This window comes from Bacillus coahuilensis m4-4 (assembly GCF_000171615.1).
Taxonomy (GTDB): domain Bacteria; phylum Bacillota; class Bacilli; order Bacillales; family Bacillaceae_K; genus Bacillus_T; species Bacillus_T coahuilensis.
Genome location: NZ_ABFU01000040.3, coordinates 28,602 through 48,406, shown reverse-complemented (window position 1 = coordinate 48,406; position 19,805 = coordinate 28,602). Strand labels below are relative to the sequence as shown.

Below are 19,805 nucleotides of genomic sequence, written 5' to 3'. Positions count from 1 at the left end.
TAGAGATAGGATTCTCAAGCGTTTTGTACCGAATAATTTTAAACACTTTATACTCTATGATGGTCCGCTCTCCAATTTCGGATAGACTTTTTAATTTCATCCGCGCTTACGTTTTCATTTACTGCACGATCTACAAGTGTAGGAAGCTCTTCATCCGAAGCAAATCGCAGAGCAATGATTTGTTTTAATGTTACTGCTTTGTTTAATTCTTTTCCTGTTAATCTGAAATATCGGAATGATTCTTCCTGTCTAATGATTCGATCTTGAAGCATCAAGGCATAGCGTCTCACATTCAACCCTGTCAGAATTAGGGTAATGGTCACTACTAGAACAAAAACGCTTAGTACAACTGAATCTTCCAGATTATTTACAGCAAATCCAATAGAAAAACCTAATGTTACTAGGGCTAAACCCCCTATTACTCCGTGAAAAATAGGATCTATCTTAGTATGATTGTGATAATTTTGTGTTTTCACTATGGTCCTCCTATAGAATACAAGTTTCATATACTACTATACTATGATTCAGCAAAAATATTACTTATAACTTAAAGCATTTATACGATTTTCTTTTTCTAGTATTTTTGCTAATACTAGCTTACTTTGATGTAAGGACACATTTACAATGGACCCTAGGAAGAATACAATTAGTATAGTTCCAATACCTATTGGACCACCTAATAACCAACCAAACAAAAACACCGTTAGTTCCATACCGTTTCTAACAGCTTTTACAGACCACCCAAATTTTTCCACAAATAATAGCATCATACTATCTCTTGGCCCTGCACCTAAATCGGCAGAAATATAGATTCCTATTCCATATCCAAGGATAATAACACCTGGGATAAAGTACAGTGTTTCTCCAAATAATGAGGTTGCCTCAGGAAGTATCCAAAGAAAGAAATCAATAAAAAGTCCTAGTAGCAGCATATTTAACCATGCTCCTATTTTAGGTATTTCTCGTTTAACCAAGCCGTACATAAATAATATGAGAAGTCCCACAATAATAGACCAAGTCCCTACCGTTAAACCTAGGTGAGTATATAATCCGTAATGAAACACATCCCAAGGGACGATCCCAAACCGCTTCCCTTCAATGGTCATAGCTATTCCTAATGCTAATACACATAACCCTACAATAAAAAAGGACCAGCGAATCCAATTTTCTTTCGCCATTTTGTTACCTCCCAAACTTACATTCCGAACTTACTTTATCACAGGTGAATAAAAGAAAAAATTTCATTAATCCGATAGGGAAGGTTAGGAATAAATTCATTTTTAGCACAAAGAAACCTATTCATTTTGAATAGGTCTCTTACTAAATTAGAATAAATGAGCGGACTAATCCCCTTCTACTTCTGAATCAAAGTCTGGTGCGATAGCCTTTTGTACAAATAGTGAAGCAATGAACGCAATCACGCACAGTACTAACGCAAACCAATAGGCATAGTGTACTCCTTGTGTCATTGCACTATTTAATACATCTTCTGTTGCGGTGCCTGTCTGATTTTGAATGTAGCTTTCTTGTCCTCTTGTCATAATATTAACGAACACCGATACGCCAAGAGCTCCTGCAACAGGTTGTAATGTGTTGGCAATGGCTGTCCCGTGAGGATATAAAGCCTTTGGCAATTCATTTAGTGCATTCGTCTGTGCTGGCATCATAATGGCTGAGATGGAAAGCATGAGAGCAATGTAGGCGAGAACAAACGACCAGGTTGGAACCCCTGGCTCAATGTTGCTAAAGAATATCATCACACCTACTAATACAATGGTACCAGGAATGATTAATTTTCTTGGACCATATTTATCAAATAACGTTCCCATAACTGGGGACATCAATCCGTTAAGTAATGCCCCAGGTAATAACAATAATCCAGCTAGTTTAGCTGAATATCCTAGTGGTCCTTGCAAATACATTGGCATCACAATCTCTGATGCAAACATGGCCATAATGACAATGACGAAAATAACGATACCTGTTGCATAGTTTTTATATCGAAATACTCGTACATCTAATAATGGCTCTTCTATTTTCAATTGACGTAGTACAAATACTACAAGGCTAATTATACTCATGACCAATATAGCAATAATTGTTCCACTAATACCTTGGTCACTTTCACCTATTGAACTAAACCCATACACTATTCCACCAATACTTACACTTGATAGGAGAATAGAGAGTACATCAATACGTGGTCTAGTGACTTCTCCTACATTTTGTAAGAATTTCCATGCAAACAAGATAGAGAACAATGCAAATGGAATAACAATCAGGAACAACCATCTCCACCCTAGTAAATCAACAATAACCCCAGAAGCAGTTGGACCTATGGCAGGTGCGAACATAATCACTAAACCAAACGTCCCCATAATTTTCCTCTTACTTCAGGACGATATAAAAGTAAGATAGCATTAAAAATAACTGGAATTAACAAGCCTGTCCCTACCGCCTGGATCATCCTCCCCGTTAATAACATAGGAAAATTGATGGCACTGGCTGCAATGACCGTTCCCATTAAAAAGATACTCATGACCCCGATAAACATTTGCCGGGTTGTGAACCATTGAATCAATACAGCAGAGATAGGCATCAACACACCCATAACGAGCATAAAGCCTGTCGCTAACCATTGTACGGTTGTTGGGGACACGTTAAACACATTCATTAATTCCGTTAAAGCAATATTTAGTAATGTCTCATTTAAGATGGCAAAGAATGCACCGATCATAAACGTAATTAAGATGGCTTTAGTATTTACATTTTGACTCATTGATTTCCTCCGATAATTCAAATACTCTATTTCACCCTTACCATCATGCCTTAATTAGATTGTTTTCTCAAGCTATGGGCTCAAGATATTACATCGAATTAACAAAGGGCCATTGAATATGGAAAATCACTTCTTACACTTCTCCAATTTAATTAAAAGGGTTGATAACACCTTTGACAACTCTGACCATGTTTCTGCCTCTTGTTCTCAGACCCACAGTTCGGACATGTAACCAATCGAGTTTGTTGGTCGAGTCCTTTATTTTGGTTTAAAAGTTATGGTAGGCTTTTATTGCGTAATTAATGGTTGTTGCTAAGGCAATTCCAGAAGCCGCTATTATCCCTAACGTCATAATCCCACTCATTATCTCACTTCCTTCCATGATTTTTTGGGTTTTATAGAACCAACCATATCGTAACTAGTATTGTTCCTACTAAAAGGAATACACTCAATCCTATACCTATCAAATTAGCCAATAGATTGTACCCTTTCAAATCTGCCTCCGTTTTTGCGCGATCTACTTTTCTGATATGGAAGAAAAGAGAAACATTCAAAATGATTAGAAAGAAAAAAATAGAACGTTAACATAAACCCTAATAGTTCAAGATTCAGATTCATAAACTTTTCTGTTGTGTTACGATTTAAATATGACTGTATTACTAAGACTACACCAAGTTCTTCTCCTAATAGGCTTTGGCCCAGTACACCATATGCTTCGCATTTTTCTTACAGCATACACACGTAGATGAAATATCTTCCTCCTCAAACGGAATACAGCGGGAAGTAGCTCCTGTTTCTTCTTTAATGTAATCCTCGCACTCTCTGTTTCCACACCACATGGCCTTGATTATACGATTTTCATTCTGTAAAGCAGATTGAAATTCTTCGAATGTCTGCACAATGGACGTTTTTTCTCGAAGACGAGTATAAGCTTTCTTGTACATGTTTTTTTGAATCTCTACTAAGAGTTCGGTAATTTTTTGTTCTACTTCTGATATCCCGACCTGAACCTTTTCTCCAGTATCTCTTCTTACGAGTATAACTTGATCCTGTTCCATGTCCTTTGGTCCCACTTCTAGCCGAATAGGAATGCCTTTCATTTCAGACTCATTGAATTTCCAACCAGGCTGCTTGTCGCTTGCATCAATGTCTACACGAGCTACTGTTTTTACTCTCTCTTTCAACCCATAGGCGTGGTCTAGGACCCCTTCTTTATGCTGTGCAATCGGAACAATCATGACTTGAGTTGGGGCGACATTTGGTGGTAAGACGAGGCCACGATTGTCTCCATGAACCATTATCATGGCCCCAATAATACGGGTCGTGAATCCCCAAGATGTTTGCTGAACGTGTTGTTCTCTGCCCTCTCGGTTTAAGAATGTAATCGAGAAGGCTTCGGCAAATCGGTCACCTAAGAAATGAGAGGTTGCCGCTTGGAGTGCTTTTCCGTCATGCATTAAGCTTTCAATTGTATACGTAAAAGTGGCTCCTGCAAACTTTTCTTTTTCCGTCTTCCTCCCTCTTATTACTGGGATAGCAAGCAATTCTTCACAAATGGTCGCATAGACGTTCAACATCTTCTCTGTTTCTTCAATTGCTTCTTGTTCTGTTTCGTGGCAAGTGTGTCCCTCTTGCCATAAGAACTCTAACGTACGTAAAAATGGACGAGTGGTTTTTTCCCATCTCACTACGTTTGCCCATTGATTATAAAGCTTAGGTAGATCTCGGTAAGAATGAATAATATTCCTGTAGTGCTCTGCGAATAACACTTCAGACGTTGGTCGAACGCATAGACGCTCTTGAAGTTTTTCCTCTCCCCCATGCGTGACCCATGCAACTTCTGGAGCGAATCCTTCAATATGATCCTTTTCGACTTGAAGTAAGCTTTCAGGAATAAATAGAGGCATGTATACATTTTCATGACCGGTTTCTTTTATTTTACGGTCTAGTTGATCCTTTATATGTTCCCAAATTTTATAACCATAGGGGCGTATAATCATGCTTCCTCTTACACTTGAATAATCCACTAATTCCGCTTTTGTTACCACATCTGTATACCATTTGGCAAAATCTACATCCATATCAGTAATTTTTTCTACAAATCCTTTTGGCATCATACTACCTCCTTTAAATATAAAAAAGCTGTGCTTTAGATTAGGGACCATTCCTGGTGGTACCACCCTAATTTAAAGCACAGCTTTACACTCTATTTTTGATAACGGTTAAGAAACCGCTGTGTCATTTTCACACAGAACTCAGAAGGCAGGTTCACTTGAATGTCTATGAGAGCTTCTCACCATTCGCTCTCTCTCTTGGTTAGCTTAGACAAGCTACTCGTCCTCTTCAACGTTTACTATAATTTTAGAATATTTTAGCGAGAGGATGTTGAAAAGTCAACTATTTTTTGTATTTATAAATATGAGGTATTCATAAGATGTATGATTTCGTGGTATCTTATTTTTGCCTATTGGATGAGAGGGTTTCTTAGAATTTCGCTTGTTGTTCTAGCGCAAATAGTCGTTTGTCCATATCCGTTACCCTTTTATTAATGTACTCAACGTCAAAATCCATTCTATCTTTTGTCGTCTTCAACAGGCTAACTATATCTTCCGTTTGGGTTACTTCTAATCGGTTCACGGCGGCTTCTACTCTAGTTAGGCGTTCATTCATGTTGGTGATGTCGCTCTTCATTTCAGAGATATCTGACTGAATATTCAACAATAGATCATAGATTTGTTTTTCCACATTCTCACCTCCTTTTWTAGAATAGTATAAATGATTGGGACTGAATTAGATTACTTTTACACAAAGGAAAATGTCACCACACACGTAACACAAATCTCTTCGATTGTTCTATATCCAATTTATCCCCACTACATTTTTTCGCTCAATATAATGGATTTCGTCAAAGCGATCTACCACATGAAATCGCTCTGTCAAGTGGTCCCAGTGATGGATTTTGGCAACCAATAGTTCATATCGATGATTTCGGTAATGTGTAATGGCCACGTAAGAGCCTTGCTCCATTGCTTCTCCTACAATAGCGTTCATTTCTTCCATTGCCTGTTCATCGATCATCACTTCTTTTTCAAACGTGTCTTCTTTTACCCAATCACGTAATAGCTTTACATGCTCTGGCAGCATCATGGACGTCCATTTTATTCTTCCTCGGTCTCTAATCATTCTATCCCTTCCTTTCTTTATGCTTTATGTCCACCTACAAGGCGAGCACGGTGCCTTGCTGTTCCTCCTGAAGCCAAGGAGACACCCCTTAACAATGCTCCGTATCCGTAGCGGCTTCGCACACGGTCCATTACGTAGCCAAGTTCCTTTCGTTTTGCGAGCTTTGCATCAAACAAATTTAACTGAAGAGATGTATCTTCTTCAATATTGGATAGTGAAACGGAAATTTTTCGAACGGTTTTGCCTTCGTAGTGTTCATGAAATAGCTGTAAGCAAACTCCGTAGATCTCCATGGTAATATTGGTAGGATTTTCAATGCTTCTTGAGCGATGAAATCCGCCTCCAAACTCATCTTGACTGTAGCTAATCCCAAGACTAATCGTTCGCCCCATTTTTTTGTGAGTACGGGTTCTTCTAGCTACTTCTTCACAAATTTCTAAGAGCACTTGCTTAATTTCTTCTTCCTCTTTGTAATCACGAAGCAATACCTGGCTTTTTCCAAAGCTAATTTGTCCTTCTATAATAGGGGCGCCAATCTCTGATAAATCCACCCCCCACCGCATGGTGATACAATTGGTTGCCCATCACGCCAAATTTAGCTTCAAGCTTATCAAGGTCATACCTTGCAAGCTGTCCTACTGTAAAAATCCCCATACGATTAAGGGTGCGTTCTACACGTCGACCAATCCCCCACATTTCGCTTAACGGAGACACCTTCCATAATTTCTTCTCTACATCCTCATACGTCCATTCAGCAATGCCTTTTTTCTTAGCTTCAAGGTCTAAACATAGCTTAGCGAGGAGCATGTTTGGACCAATACCAATCGCACAGGGCAATTGGAATTCTCTTTCTAACTCATCTTTAATTTTGCGAGCAATCGTAAACGCATCTCCCCATAAACCTGTTGCACCGTCAATTTTGATAAAACTTTCGTCTACACTGTAGGTATGAATGGCTTCTTTCGGCACGTAGCGGTGAAATAGACGAGTAATTTCTGTGGAAATCCGGATGTACGTAGCCATTTTAGGCTCTGCGAGGATAATTCTAGGATCCTTTGGAATCTCAAAGAGTCTAGCACCTGTTTTAATGCCAAAATCTTTTTTTAAGCGCGGCGAGGCAGCTAAGACAATACTTCCTTGTCTTTCCTGATCTCCTACTACCGCTAAGTGGCACTCCAGCGGATCAAGCCCCATCATGACAGCCGAGCAGCTTGCATAAAAGCTCTTCATATCGATGCAAAGAATCTTGTGTTGCGGTAGCGTACTGTAATCCACTGTCATCGTCTTTCACCTCTATCGAACGTTTGTTCTTTTATTTATACCCAAATTATATGCGAATATACGTTCTGTGACAATGAAATTTATTTTACAGTACTGGAAAATCTATGGTGTCCCGTGAACAACTTCCGTCGTACTAGGTAAAAGTTGTGACGAAAAAATAAATTGAAGAGGGTGTCCCAAAAGTATAATCTTTTGGGAACACCCTCTTCTTTTTTCAACAAATGATCATCATTAAATAAGCCCGGTTGATTTCCGCGAAAGGTACTCCATTCTCCGGGGCGGAGGTGAGCCTCCTCATAAAATGCTGCGCATTTTTTTCGTGCGGTGAAAACTCGAGGAAGCCTATTCAGAGTCCTCGGGCTAAAGCCCTGTGGGGTCTCACCTTTTCCGCTATTTCCCTCGGGAGTCTCGCATCTGCAGCGAGAATCAACCTAATCAAAATGAACCGATGTGAAAATTCTAAAAAAATAATAAAAAAGAGGTACCTCAAAAAAATCGTCTTTTAACGACCTTTTGAGTCAGCCTCTTCAATAAAGTTCACTGTATTTTACACTCTTAACATCCCTCTAAATCCTCTAGCCGCATAATAGGAATCCGCACCGTTATGATAAACAAAGACATGTCCATAACGATAGTCACAAAAAAGAGCGCCGCCAAGCTTTCGGATATTATCTGGTGTGAGAATCCAGCTAGACGTTTTCATATCAACGGTTTCAACGGATTGCAACAAGCGATAGTGTTCTTCAGATAATAACTCTATGCCCATTGAATCAATCAAATCCATTACGCTGTTTTCAGGCTTATGTTTCTTTCTAGATTCAAGTGCTTCGCGGTCATAGCAAAGGCTTCGACGGCCTTTAGGACTTTCCTTTACACAGTCACAAAAAAGATATTCATCTTTTTGATCATCATATCCAATGACATCGGGCTCTCCTCCCGTTTTTTCCATTTCGTTTAGAGACCAAAGTTTTGTAGGGTGTTGTTCTAGTTTAGCTTGAACAACTGACCATGAAAGCTCTTGATGGCGATGCATATTTTCTTCAAATCGTGCTTTAAAGATCGCCAGCAAGTCTTCACGCTGATCATGAGGTAGCTCTTTTATCCTGCTTTTAGACATAGAAATGCCTCCCTTTCGTTACGTCATTAATTTACCACCGAGTGCTTCCATAGCTGCCAATCGTTCAACTCCAGCTAAAATCGGCTTCGCTTTTTGAATAAGTGTTTGAGTAAGCGGTAAAGATAAAGACGCTTGATGCGCTTGTTCACTTTCCCATACCTCAAAAACAAACACCGCTTGCTCTTGTTTTGAAGCATTCACAATATAGACTGAACAATTTTCAACTTGCTTCATCGATTCTGCAGCTTCTAGTAAGATGGAACTTAATGTTTCTAACTCTCCTTCTTTTGCAACGAGCTTTCCAAAAATACTGTAACCACTCAAACACACACACTCCCTCTTCACTTTATTTAATAATTTATCATAGTAAATTTTAACCTGTAGAAGATATATGTATAACAATTACACCAATATTAGGTTTCAATTGTATGACAACGCTGAAATAGGCTTGTAATTTGTACCGAATCTCCTTAATATAGAATATAAAAATTCAGAAAATTCAGGAGGTAACTATGAAGAAAAATGCTAATGGCTTAACAAACAGTACTAAGCTTCACTATAGAGGTTTTCATGATGTATAGGTATAGAATTATCGCCAGAAAGGCAAATGGCTCTCCATTTGAAATGGATTCTAAGCGGTGGAAATGTAAGGAAACAGCAGAGCTTAGAATGGGAATACTCCAAACCATTTATAAGRGAATAAAATTAGAGGTTGATGAGATATAGCCCCGAAATCCCTATCTTTCTTTAAAGTAAACGATCTCTGGATCCCCTTCATCAAGGTTTTCAATCACTCCACTTTCTATAAAACCAGCGGAGGCAAAAACTCTTCTCATTGGTTCATTGGATTGATTGGTCGAGGAAAATACTTTTGATGTGGGAGATACCTTCATGAAGTATTCTAACAAGTGACGGGCATACCCTTGCCTTCTTGTTAAGGGAGACACAATAATCAATGAAATAAATGCACAATCAAAAAAGTGAGTGTGATAAAGTAGGAAACCACCAAGCGTTTCACCATCTATTAAAATCAAACATTGCTCGGATTGAATCGCTCGGCGAATAACATCTCTTCTATTTTCATTTCCGGTAACATCACCATCTACTTTCACTACTTGTTCTAAATCATTCATTCTAGCAATGAATACTTGAGGCACCATCACACTTCCTTCCTACGTTTCTTGAAAAATTTTAAAAAGCTCACCTAGCACAAGACTTCTTAATCCATTGACTCATCCCCCATCCAACACCACCAAAGATGATACCAGAAACTCCAAACATACCGACAATTAGTCCATTCCAGCCACTAATAAAATAGAAAAAAGTGATTATTGTAAAGGTTTACTTACTCACTAAAAAAATACATCCAGGTGATGGAAGTAACAATTAAGGTAAATGAAATCATCACCCAAGCAGTATTCTCACCAATGTCATAGTTCCCCTGATGGATTTGTTTTGCAAGGGCTACGGATTTCAGAACTAATATACAGCAAAATAGTGGATTGATAAATAAAGCAATAAAAATAAATAGAATCCATAAAAACACCTCCCATTATTTGTGATTGATTTTCATGTACAAACCCAAACAGGAATTCTGAAAGAAAAATAGAATACTAACTAGAAAGGAGGAATACCTATGCCACACTATATTTCCCATATCGCGACCATTGAAATTCCCGTTACCGTTCTAGAGCGATCCATTCGCTTTTACACTGAAATGATTGGTGGAGAAGTTGAGTTCAAGGGAGAAAAGAACTCGATGATTACATTTAAAAAAACAGGAGTACCTACGATTTTCCTTGTGCAAACAGAAGAAAAGGGCAACCTTTCCTTTGTCAATACAAACAATGGAGTAGAGCATAGCATCATTGACTTCTACACGCCAAAGCTTGAAGAATATTATCATTGGTTAATAGACCAGAAAGTAAAAGTAGGTTCCTTAAACATCCATCACGAAAATAATTTTGGCGGATTTGGATTTTACGATCCAGATGGTCATTTACTAAGTGTCACAAACTTCTTACATAAAGGGCAATAAAAATGGGAGTTAGAGGGCATCGCTCTCTAACTGTGTAATTTCAAACAATCTATTCCTCTAGAAATTGCTGTACAGCTTGTTTATTCGCTTCAATGTCTAGATTTAAAACAAGACCTGCACCTGAAATACGTTCATTTGTATAGGTATTATCAAGAGGAACCCTCAGCGTTTTAATATTTTGTTCTCCACTGATTATAGATTTAGCAACGGATAAGACTGTCGTATTCTTCACATTGGTTTTCATATAGTTWTGCAACATACSTGCGCCTTTAGGGATATTGGCAACTCCATTCACTGTTTTAAATTCCTGCACAATTATCCCTAATGCTTCTTGTTGCCTACCTACACGGCCAAAGTCACCTTCAGCGTCTTGTCGAAAACGTACAAAGCTGAGTAACTGTTCCCCATTCAGCCTTTGAGTTCCTGGGTATAAAGGAACTGACACTTTTTCTGACATTTCTTTCTCTACGGTTACCTCAATACCACTCGGAAATAGCTCGTCAATAATTGTCACAAAACCGCTGAAATCAACAATGGCATACGATTGTAGTTCTATATCAAAATTATGTCTTAACGTTTCTCTTAATAATTCTGGACCGCCTAGCGCATAGGCAGCATTAATTTTATTGGAATCATGCCCAGGAATTTGCACATAAGCATCTCTCATAAAAGAAATCAGCTTCGACTCACCTGTCTCTGAGTTATGCTGTGCTACCATGATCGTATCGGTTCTAGAAGTTTGCTCGCCTTCTCTAGCATCAATCCCTAATAAAAGCACGTTTACTACCTTATCATTCTGATTGTCAACACCGTTAAATTCTATATCTAAATTGTTTAGAGCAGAGTTCGCTCCAGTACTATTTACACCTGCATAATATTGAAAAAAGATAAATCCTCCACCCACTAAAAAAAGACACAGAGAAATGAAAATAGCTATCTTAAATTTCCCTCTTTTCTTTCGTTGTTTTTCCACTCTTCTACTCGTTCGTGATCCTTCCATATACTTCTCCTCTTTGTTTAAATTACGAATGAAACCGCTCGTTTCATTCCAATTATTCCAAACTTAGACAATATTCACAATACATTTCACAAAAAAAACCCCATATCCATATTAGGGGCAATCGTACTATTGTTCTCCGATCATCATTTTACATTGAACACCACTACCGTCTATTTTGACGGTTTCGACATCAAGATTGTTACATGTAGAACGAAGCGCTACTTCTAGCATTTCGGCTTTATCCCACTCGACAAAGCAAGCCATTGAAGGACCAGCACCGCTTAATGCAACACCGAAGGCGCCATGACATAAAGCAATATCTTCTACCTCTTCAAAATAGGGAACAAATTGTTTTCGGTAAGGATGGTGGAATCGCTCTTCTTTCATCATCTCTCCTACTTTTCCCCATTCTTCTTGAAGGAGTGCAGCTACTAAGACGTTACTGATTGCACTCCCTTTCGTTGCTTGAGAGTAAGTAATGCTTCTTGGAAGAGCACTTCTTGATTGAGCAGTGTCTAGTGGCGTCTTCGGAGAAACCATCACCAGTGTACAATTTGGAGACGGACAAGAAACTACATACACATCATCCTCTAACTGACAGCTGACAACAAGGCCACCATAAATAGAAGCCCCTACATTATCAGGATGTCCTTCATAAAAAGAAGCTAACACTAGTTTCTCCTGTTTCGTTAGCTTTAAATCGCAGGCATAATCAGCTAACTCCACTCCTGCAACGATTGCGGAAGCACTAGAACCAAACCCCTTACCTAGTGGAATAGATGTTTCAATTTCTATTCTCTTAGGAGTTAGTTCTACATTGAATCGTTTGGCTGTCTCTATTGCAATAGAGACAATAAAATGGTTTTCATCTTGAGGAAATCCTACTAAACTAGAGGACTTAGGTTCTACCATCCATACAGAACTATCTTGAACTTGAAGGGTTAAGTATTTATCAATAGCAAGACCTATGGAATCAAAACCAGGTCCTAAATTGGCAGTACTTCCAGGAACTTGGATGATCATATTCTCACCTTGCCTCTCCCCCTAATAAATTCCGTCACTGCTTCTTCATCATTTGGTAATATAGCGGAAGTCACTCCACCTTCCACTACCGCCGTTTCCGGATCTTTTAATCCATTTCCTGTTAAGATGAGAACAATTTTGATTCCTTTTGGTAGCTTCCCTTGCTCTGAAAGTTTCTTTATACCAGCAAATGATGCACACGAGGCAGGTTCTGCAAACACTCCTTCATGTCTAGCTAAAAGTTTATACCCTTCTACTATTTCCTCATCAGTAACAGCATGAATTTCTCCTTTCGATTGTTCTAAAGCACTCTTTGCTCCCTCCCAGCTTGCAGGATTGCCAATTCGTATCGCTGTCGCAATCGTTTCCGGGTGTGAAACTGGACCATTGTTTACAATGGGTGCTGCCCCTGCCGCTTGAAATCCAAACATCTTCGGTAAACCTGTTTCTTTTTCAAAATGATATTCTTTAAATCCCTTCCAATATGCTGTAATATTACCTGCGTTCCCAACGGGCAGTGCGACAATATCAGGTGACATTCCTAATTCATCACATATTTCAAACGCACTTGTCTTCTGACCTTCTATTCGGTAAGGGTTAATGGAATTAACTAGCGTAACATTTTCTTTAGAACTTACCTTTTTTACGATTTGAAGTGCTTGATCAAAATTCCCATCTATTGAAATAATTTCTGCACCATACATAACGGCCTGCGCCAATTTACCACGAGCTATTTTGCCGTTTGGAATGACCACAATACATCTTAAATTAGCCCTCGCAGCATAAGCAGCAGCTGCTGCAGATGTATTCCCAGTTGAAGCACATATAATCGTATCACTTCCTTCCTCTACAGCTTTTGCCACCGCTAGTACCATTCCACGATCTTTAAATGATCCTGTTGGGTTGGCTCCTTCATATTTTGCATGCAGAGTAATTCCCCACTCTTCAGAGAAATAGGGTAATGGAATAAGAGGAGTGTGTCCCTCAAGTAAGGATAGCATTGGAGTTCTAGTGTTCACTGGTAAATATTCTTTGTATGCATGAAGTAACCCTTGGTATCCTTTCATGACTAGATCTCTCCTTCAACGCGATAATAGCTTTTAATGGATTGAATGGAATGTAAATTTGTTAATTCCTCTATAATACAGGTAAAGTCTTTTTGAACGGCACCATGAGTGACTAAAACAATTTCAGCTTGTTGAGAGGATGAAAGAGGCTTTTGAAGTATTTTCTCTAAGCTAACACCATGACTAGCAAAAATAGACGTTATGTTGGCCATAACTCCAACAGAATCTTCTATTAAGATACGAATAAAGTACTTTGCCTGAATTTCTTCGTCCGATTTTAATTGTTTTTCAAACTGGGGAAGAACCGCACTGTTTCCATTAACACCTAGTCTCATATTCTTCATGACCCCAACTAGATCAGAAACAACTGCTGTTGCAGTCGGAAGGCTCCCTGCCCCGGGACCATAAAACATCGTTTCACCTACTGCTTCTCCATACACATAAACGGCATTGTATTCATCATGGACAGATGCTAGTGGATGATCTTCCTCGAGCAATGTCGGTTGAACACTTACTTCGACCTTTTCTCCCTGCCGGTGAGCAATTCCAATCAATTTCATCACGTATCCAAATTGCTTGGCATACAGTATGTCTTCATTAGAAACCTTCGTAATTCCTTCAACTTTCACATCGTTTAAATGGATGTCCATAGAAAAGCCTAAGGTAGAAAGGATGGCCATTTTCCGAGCTGCATCAAGACCTTCAACATCCGCAGCCGGATCTGACTCTGCAAATCCTAAATCTTGTGCTTCTTTTAATACATCAAGAAAACTTCTTTGTTCTTTGGACATTTTAGTTAAGATAAAATTAGTTGTACCGTTTACAATACCCATCATTTTCGTGATACGATCTGAAGCTAGGCCATCCACTAGACTACGTAAAATGGGTATTCCTCCAGCAACACTTGCTTCGTAAAATAAATCACAATGATTGGCAGAAGCCTTAGCTAATAACTCAGGCCCATAAAGAGCCATTAAATCTTTATTGGCCGTTACCACATGTTTCCCGTTTGAGAGAGCTTCCATTAAGTTATTTTTTTGTTTCCTCAATTCCCCCCATTACCTCTACAATAATATCAATCTCTGGATCTGAAATAACATCATGGGGACTCTCCGTTAAAACTATGCGAGCTAAATCAACTCCACGTTCCTTATTTACATCCAGTACAAGCGCTTTTTCACCTCTACCGGGCAACCGATCTGATGCATTAATTTATCCTGATGATTTTGAACAATCTTTACTACCCCACATCCGACAGTTCCTAAGCCTAATAAGCCTATCGAAATACTTTTCATTCAATACCACTCCTCAATGTTCTTTCTGTAAATACATTTGTTTATATATAGTGGACATTTTATGATATGTATTCTGAAAATTCAATAGGTATTTAAGTGAGAAACTAGATGAATTCGTTTTCATTGTGAAAATTAACATTCTCGTAATCTAAAACCAAAAAACATTGAGTTCTATTACCCAAGGTTTTTTGATTGCATAGTAGGTTTTATTAATTGGCAATTGGGATACACCTTTGCAGACAAAAGCCACTAGTCCTTTAACTAGTGGCAAAATGATTAAAATGAAAAACGATTTAGTTCTTTACTTAACTCATCTGCTAAAGAACGTAATGTTTCAGCAGAGGCATTTATTTCTTGCATTGCAGCAGATTGCTCTTCAGCTAAGCCTGCTACGGGCTGTAGATTTCGAGATTGTAAACATCTGCGTGAACCAGGTTGTGCCATTAAGAAAGCAATTGACCTAGGCACCCTAGCACCTGAACGATACCAAAGTTATCTCAAATTACAGAACGAAGCGAAGTTCTTAGATTTAAAAGAGGAGCACGGTGTGCATCGAGCAGCAAAAATTCAAGGAAAAGAACGTAGAAAACAAAACAATAAGTAGATTAAAGCCCCCAAAATGATGTTTTGGGGGCTTTAATCTACTTATAGAATTTGATCTAGGCTAGTTTGAAGCGTCTGATATTCAGTTTCACATCATAAAGGGTTTGGAGGCTTGCCCATTTCCATATACCAGCCTGCTACAACCGCTAATCTAAGTTTATCTAAAATTTATTTTTTATTGAAGGCTCTGCCTCCTAATTTCTCCACTACACCTGGCATGAGACTATAAAAAAATGCACCCGCTCCCATCCACCTTGGAAGAGTTATTTCCCTTGTGTTCGTTAGCAATTTGTTTACAACAGATTTTGCTACTGTTTGAGGATCAAGCATAAATCTTTTTATATTTTTCACATACTCTCCACTTTCATCTGCGACATCGAAGAAATTGGTTTGAATGGGTCCTGGATTAACCGCCATTAATTTGATTCCATACGGTGCAAGCTCCATCCTTAGTCCATTTGTAAAACCAAGCACAGCATGCTTAGTGCTTGAATATGCCGTCGACTTTGGAGTAGATAACTTTCCTGCAACCGATGCTATATTAACAATCTGACCTTCTTTTTCTTTTTTTCATAGATGGTAAAACGGCTTTAGTACACGCAATTAATCCAAGAACGTTCACAGAAAACATTCCTGAAACATCTTCCATTTTAGCCTCGTCTGCATGAGCAAAAATACCATAACCAGCATTATTTATTAATACATCCACATGGGTCCATTCCGTAAGCACCTTTGAAAAAACCTGTTCTACTTGATTCGTGTCGGATACATCTAGCTGGTACACAAGCACTTGTGTCTTGTCGCCCATTTCCCTCTTGATTTCCTGTAACTTCTCTTTGTTTCTAGCCATAATCGCAACATTTGCACCACTTTTAGCACATAGCAACGCCATTTCAGCTCCAATTCCACCAGATGCGCCCGTAATAACAATATTTTTTCCTTTTAATCGATGATTCATGGTTCACTTCCTTTTCTAGATTGCAAAATAAAGATCGATATTTTCATTGTTCTTCTCAAACCTTACTTCTCCAATTGATTCTAAGTAATCTAATTGGCCGATTGTTTCAGAAATGGTTAGCCATAGCTCTTTTTTATAAACTTCTGGGAAAAGTGATTGGCAAACCTCAAATACACTTCTCGGATAATCCTTTATCATTTCCTTCACTTTCATAGCGCGAACGTGCTGACGTTCTAATCTATGTTCAATCAGACTATGCACATTAAACATTTCCATTCCATGACCACTATAGGCAAGTTTAATATCGTACGGAAGCAATTTTTTCATTGACTCGTTGTATTGAAGTAAGCTTTTTGGTCGTTCAACTCCTTCAAACGGCAATTCAATAATCGGATTTGAAGATATCGTTTTAATCAAATGGTCTCCTGCAAGTAAAGTTTGTGCTTGCTCTTGATAAAATGATAAATGACTTTGCGCATGTCCAAGTGTCTCAATAGCCACCCAGCCTGCTAAGCCTGGTAAAGCGTCACCTTCTCCAATTATCCCTGTTAATTGTCGGTTATCTGTCATAAACTTCAAAGGACCCTTTATCCGATCTAAAAAAGGAAGCCACTCAGGAGGCAAACCAAATCGAGAGTATAAGCCTTCGTAGAAAGCTTTGTGCTTTGTATAAAATTCATCTGTTCTATGTAATAGTAGATTATTATATTTATGACCATATATGGGAATATCTTTTGAGAAAAATTCTAGTCCACCCGCATGATCAGGGTGGTGATGGGTCAGTATGATTTGTTCAACATCATCTAGTCGAAGGCCTAACTCCTTAAGACCAGACTGTATCGCTTCTTTAGCTTCTGGTGTATTTGGACCTGCATCTAGTAATGTTAAAGCGTCTCCTTTAATCAAATAAGCATTCACATCTCCAACAGCAAAAGGCGTTGGTATGACGATTTTAGCTACCCCTAAATTCCATTCTGGTTTGTGCATTCTTTCCATTCCTTTCCTCTTGTTACTACTACTGATAGTGTTAACGTTTTTTTGAAAAAATGTCTTGGATCCATTTTTTTATTTCAAAATTTTTAAACATTTTCTACAGTAAATATAGTATAGTGTACAAAAAGCAGGAGAGTGAAGAGAATGAAAATAGTTTTCATAGGGGCCGGCTCCTTAACTGAAGACATGTTAGAAGGCTTGCAATCGTTTGGGTTTGACGGAGAAATCTGGGTTACGAATCGTTCGTCTTCTGAACGCCTACACATGTTAAACCAAAAATTCTCCATCCAAACTTCGTATAATAAAAAGTATTACTTCAAGGCGCTACGGTTGTTTTCTTAGCTGTCAAACCGAAGGATGCCGTGGAGTCTATACAGTCTCTTTTACCCCATCTTGAAAAAGAAACCATCCTCATTTCATTAATGGCTGGAATTTCTATTTCACTAATAGAAACAATGGTTGGTGCTAATATGTCTATAGGTAGAGCTATGCCTAACACATCTGCTGCATCTAACCAATCTGCTACTGCCATCTCCTACAATCGTGACACAACAGATCACCAAAAAAACACGGTAAAAGAAATTTTATCTACCATTGGAATCGTAGAAGAAACAAATGAAGATAGCTTAGACCTCTTCACAGCTGTTTCAGGTAGTGGACCTGCCTATTTTTATTACCTTGTTGAAGCGTTAGAAGAAGCAGCTACCCAATATGGTATGAGTGAAACAACCGCGAAACAATTCATCATTCAAACATTAGTTGGAGCTGGTGCTACAATGAAAAAGACCGGCAAGCCAGCTGCACAGTTAAGAAAGGAAGTCACAAGCCCAGGTGGGACAACTGAAGCTGGAATAAGAGCCTTAAATAATCACGGAGTGAAGGAAGCTCTTCAAGAGTGCATCATGCAAGCGTATCAGCAGAGTAAGAAATTACGAGTAGAGACAGAAGAAAAAGTATCCCAGCAATTAAAACAGTTATAGAGCAACATTCTTTCTATTCTATTCCCCTCCTTGCTATACTACTGTTGAATAGAAAGGGGATAATTGAATATGGTGAAATTATTTGAAAGCTATTCTGTAAAAGGCGTTACCTTGAAAAATCGCATCGTTATGTCTCCAATGTGCATGTACTCCTCCCATCAAGAGGATGGAAAAGTAGAAAACTGGCATATGACTCATTATGGAAGCCGCGCCGTAGGAGGCGTTGGATTAATCATTCAAGAAGCGACAGCCGTATCTCCTGAAGGAAGAATCTCCTCAATGGATCTCGGAATATGGAATGATGATCAATTAGAAGGATTAAAACGACTGGTTTCTTCTGTAAAAGAACACGGAACAGCAATAGGGCTTCAATTAGCGCATGCTGGTAGAAAAGCAACGGTGGATGGAACAAKGCCTAGCACCTTCTGCACTACCATTTAATGAAGACATGAAAACCCCAAAAAGAAATGTCTATTGAAGAGATTCGTCRAASTGTAGTAAATTTTAAGGATGCTGCTAACCGGGCAAAAGAAGCCGGGTATGATGTTATTGAGATCCATGCAGCGCACGGTTACCTTATTAATGAATTCTTATCTCCATTAACCAATCGGCGAGAAGATGAATACGGCGGAAATACTGAAAAACGCTATCGCTTTTTAAAAGAAGTGATTGATGCAGTAAATGRAGTATGGGAAGGCCCTCTATTTGTAAGAGTATCTGCACATGACTATCATGAAGAAGGGCTAACCCCAGAAGATTATATACAATACAGCAAATGGATGAAAGAGCAAGGAGTAGACTTACTAGATGTTAGCTCAGGGGCCGTTGTCCCTGCACCTATCCCTGTCTTCCCTGGATATCAAGTTCCATTTGCTGAACAAATTAAGCACGGAGCTGATATAGACACAGGTGCTGTAGGATTGATCACGAATGGCTACCAAGCAGAAGAAATCCTCCAAAATAAAAGAGCGGATTTAATCTTTATTGGTCGAGAACTTCTCAGAGACCCATATTGGCCAAAGAATGCAGCAAAAGAATTACGCACTGAAATTGAGCCTCCGAAACAATATGGTCGAGGTTGGTAATCATTGTTATGTAATGGATGAAAGTCACTAAGAGATTAGTGGCTTTTTTTGTGGCGTGGCGTTCTAGTTTCTTCTKTACTTTGTGCACCGCGCGGGCGGAACGCGGCGCCCTTCTCTTCTTTTTCTTCCCTTTGTGCACCGGCGGGCGGAGCGCGAGGCTCTCTCTTCTTTCTTCTTCACTTTGTGCACGCGCGGGACGGAGGGCGGCGCTCTTCTCTTCTTTTTTCTTCACCTTGTGCACCGCGCGGGCGGAGCGCGGCGCTCTTCTCTCTTTTTTCTTCACTTTGTGCACCGCGCGAACCGAGCGCGGCGCTCTTCTCTTCTTTTTTTCTTCACTTTGTGCACCGCGCGCACCAAGCGCGGCGCTCTTCTCTTCTTTTTTCTTCACTTTGTGCACCGCGCG

The 19,805-nt window shown here is 39.1% G+C and carries 19 protein-coding genes, 4 pseudogenes and 1 other annotated feature; of the genes and pseudogenes, 4 read left to right on the top strand and 19 right to left on the bottom strand.

The window, feature by feature from the left end; translation table 11 throughout:
• Positions 1-47 precede the first annotated feature (47 nt).
• From M44_RS10425 to M44_RS10370, 10 genes and pseudogenes are all read right to left on the bottom strand, one after another.
• Positions 48-476, bottom strand: coding sequence for a DUF6526 family protein (locus tag M44_RS10425; protein WP_010173368.1), 429 nt, complete (start codon positions 474-476; stop codon positions 48-50).
• 60 nt (positions 477-536) lie between these two features.
• Positions 537-1,178: a YczE/YyaS/YitT family protein gene (locus M44_RS10420; protein WP_010173366.1), complete on the bottom strand. Its 642-nt coding sequence runs from the start codon at positions 1,176-1,178 to the stop codon at positions 537-539.
• A gap of 165 nt (positions 1,179-1,343) precedes the next feature.
• Positions 1,344-2,779: pseudogene (locus M44_RS22290) on the bottom strand (MDR family MFS transporter).
• 683 nt (positions 2,780-3,462) lie between these two features.
• Positions 3,463-4,896, bottom strand: coding sequence for a proline--tRNA ligase (gene proS, locus M44_RS10405; protein ID WP_029326839.1), 1,434 nt, complete (start codon positions 4,894-4,896; stop codon positions 3,463-3,465).
• Positions 4,897-4,932: 36 nt separating this feature from the next.
• Positions 4,933-5,135: a binding site (T-box leader), on the bottom strand.
• A gap of 128 nt (positions 5,136-5,263) precedes the next feature.
• Entirely contained in the window at positions 5,264-5,524 is a 261-nt protein-coding gene (locus tag M44_RS10400) for a hypothetical protein (protein ID WP_010173360.1), read from the bottom strand.
• 108 nt (positions 5,525-5,632) lie between these two features.
• Positions 5,633-5,962 (bottom strand): YolD-like family protein, encoded by a 330-nt coding sequence (locus M44_RS10395; protein WP_010173358.1) that lies wholly within the window; start codon positions 5,960-5,962, stop codon positions 5,633-5,635.
• 17 nt (positions 5,963-5,979) lie between these two features.
• Positions 5,980-7,243, bottom strand: a pseudogene (locus tag M44_RS22285) (Y-family DNA polymerase).
• Between the two features lie 547 nt (positions 7,244-7,790).
• Entirely contained in the window at positions 7,791-8,360 is a 570-nt protein-coding gene (locus tag M44_RS10385) for a DUF4256 domain-containing protein (protein ID WP_010173356.1), read from the bottom strand.
• Positions 8,361-8,378: 18 nt separating this feature from the next.
• A complete protein-coding gene (locus M44_RS10380) occupies positions 8,379-8,690 on the bottom strand; it encodes a putative quinol monooxygenase (protein WP_420167108.1) in 312 nt (103 codons plus the stop codon).
• A 407-nt stretch (positions 8,691-9,097) separates the two neighbouring features.
• Entirely contained in the window at positions 9,098-9,520 is a 423-nt protein-coding gene (locus M44_RS10370) for a GNAT family N-acetyltransferase (RefSeq protein ID WP_010173351.1), read from the bottom strand.
• Positions 9,521-9,996: 476 nt separating this feature from the next.
• Here M44_RS10370 and M44_RS10365 point away from each other — a divergent pair, with 476 nt between their 5' ends.
• On the top strand, positions 9,997-10,398 hold the full coding sequence (locus M44_RS10365) for a VOC family protein (RefSeq protein WP_010173349.1): 402 nt from the start codon (positions 9,997-9,999) through the stop codon (positions 10,396-10,398).
• Between the two features lie 49 nt (positions 10,399-10,447).
• Here M44_RS10365 and M44_RS10360 read toward each other — a convergent pair whose 3' ends face one another.
• The 8 genes and pseudogenes from M44_RS10360 to M44_RS10330 all read right to left on the bottom strand — a co-directional run bounded on the left by M44_RS10360 (position 10,448) and on the right by M44_RS10330 (position 17,340).
• Positions 10,448-11,398, bottom strand: a complete 951-nt coding sequence (locus tag M44_RS10360; RefSeq protein ID WP_010173347.1) for an LCP family protein — start codon at positions 11,396-11,398, stop codon at positions 10,448-10,450.
• Between the two features lie 126 nt (positions 11,399-11,524).
• Positions 11,525-12,421: a homoserine kinase gene (gene thrB, locus M44_RS10355; RefSeq protein ID WP_010173345.1), complete on the bottom strand. Its 897-nt coding sequence runs from the start codon at positions 12,419-12,421 to the stop codon at positions 11,525-11,527.
• On the bottom strand, positions 12,418-13,488 hold the full coding sequence (gene thrC, locus M44_RS10350; protein ID WP_010173343.1) for a threonine synthase: 1,071 nt from the start codon (positions 13,486-13,488) through the stop codon (positions 12,418-12,420). The genes thrB and thrC overlap by 4 nt, the downstream gene beginning before the upstream one ends.
• A 2-nt stretch (positions 13,489-13,490) precedes the next feature.
• Complete coding sequence (locus M44_RS22280) at positions 13,491-14,537, bottom strand: homoserine dehydrogenase (RefSeq protein ID WP_010173341.1); 1,047 nt, start codon at positions 14,535-14,537, stop codon at positions 13,491-13,493.
• 105 nt (positions 14,538-14,642) lie between these two features.
• A complete protein-coding gene (locus M44_RS29940; RefSeq protein ID WP_420167107.1) occupies positions 14,643-14,783 on the bottom strand; it encodes a hypothetical protein in 141 nt (46 codons plus the stop codon).
• A gap of 276 nt (positions 14,784-15,059) precedes the next feature.
• A complete protein-coding gene (locus M44_RS26975; protein WP_154098076.1) occupies positions 15,060-15,251 on the bottom strand; it encodes a hypothetical protein in 192 nt (63 codons plus the stop codon).
• Positions 15,252-15,554: 303 nt separating this feature from the next.
• A pseudogene (locus tag M44_RS22275) lies at positions 15,555-16,344 on the bottom strand (SDR family NAD(P)-dependent oxidoreductase).
• A 15-nt stretch (positions 16,345-16,359) separates the two neighbouring features.
• Positions 16,360-17,340, bottom strand: a complete 981-nt coding sequence (locus M44_RS10330) for an MBL fold metallo-hydrolase (RefSeq protein ID WP_010173331.1) — start codon at positions 17,338-17,340, stop codon at positions 16,360-16,362.
• 141 nt (positions 17,341-17,481) lie between these two features.
• Between M44_RS10330 and M44_RS25285 the strand changes: the two genes are divergently transcribed.
• From M44_RS25285 to namA, 3 genes and pseudogenes are all read left to right on the top strand, one after another.
• Positions 17,482-17,679: an NAD(P)-binding domain-containing protein gene (locus tag M44_RS25285; RefSeq protein WP_010173330.1), complete on the top strand. Its 198-nt coding sequence runs from the start codon at positions 17,482-17,484 to the stop codon at positions 17,677-17,679.
• Positions 17,680-17,699: 20 nt separating this feature from the next.
• On the top strand, positions 17,700-18,317 hold the full coding sequence (locus M44_RS22270) for a pyrroline-5-carboxylate reductase family protein (RefSeq protein WP_010173328.1): 618 nt from the start codon (positions 17,700-17,702) through the stop codon (positions 18,315-18,317).
• A gap of 69 nt (positions 18,318-18,386) precedes the next feature.
• A pseudogene (namA, locus tag M44_RS22265) lies at positions 18,387-19,402 on the top strand (NADPH dehydrogenase NamA).
• Here the strand turns inward: namA and M44_RS26970 are convergent.
• On the bottom strand, positions 19,317-19,790 hold the full coding sequence (locus M44_RS26970; protein WP_162013661.1) for a hypothetical protein: 474 nt from the start codon (positions 19,788-19,790) through the stop codon (positions 19,317-19,319). The pseudogene namA and the gene M44_RS26970 sit on opposite strands and share 86 nt — an antisense overlap.
• Positions 19,791-19,805: the final 15 nt, after the last annotated feature.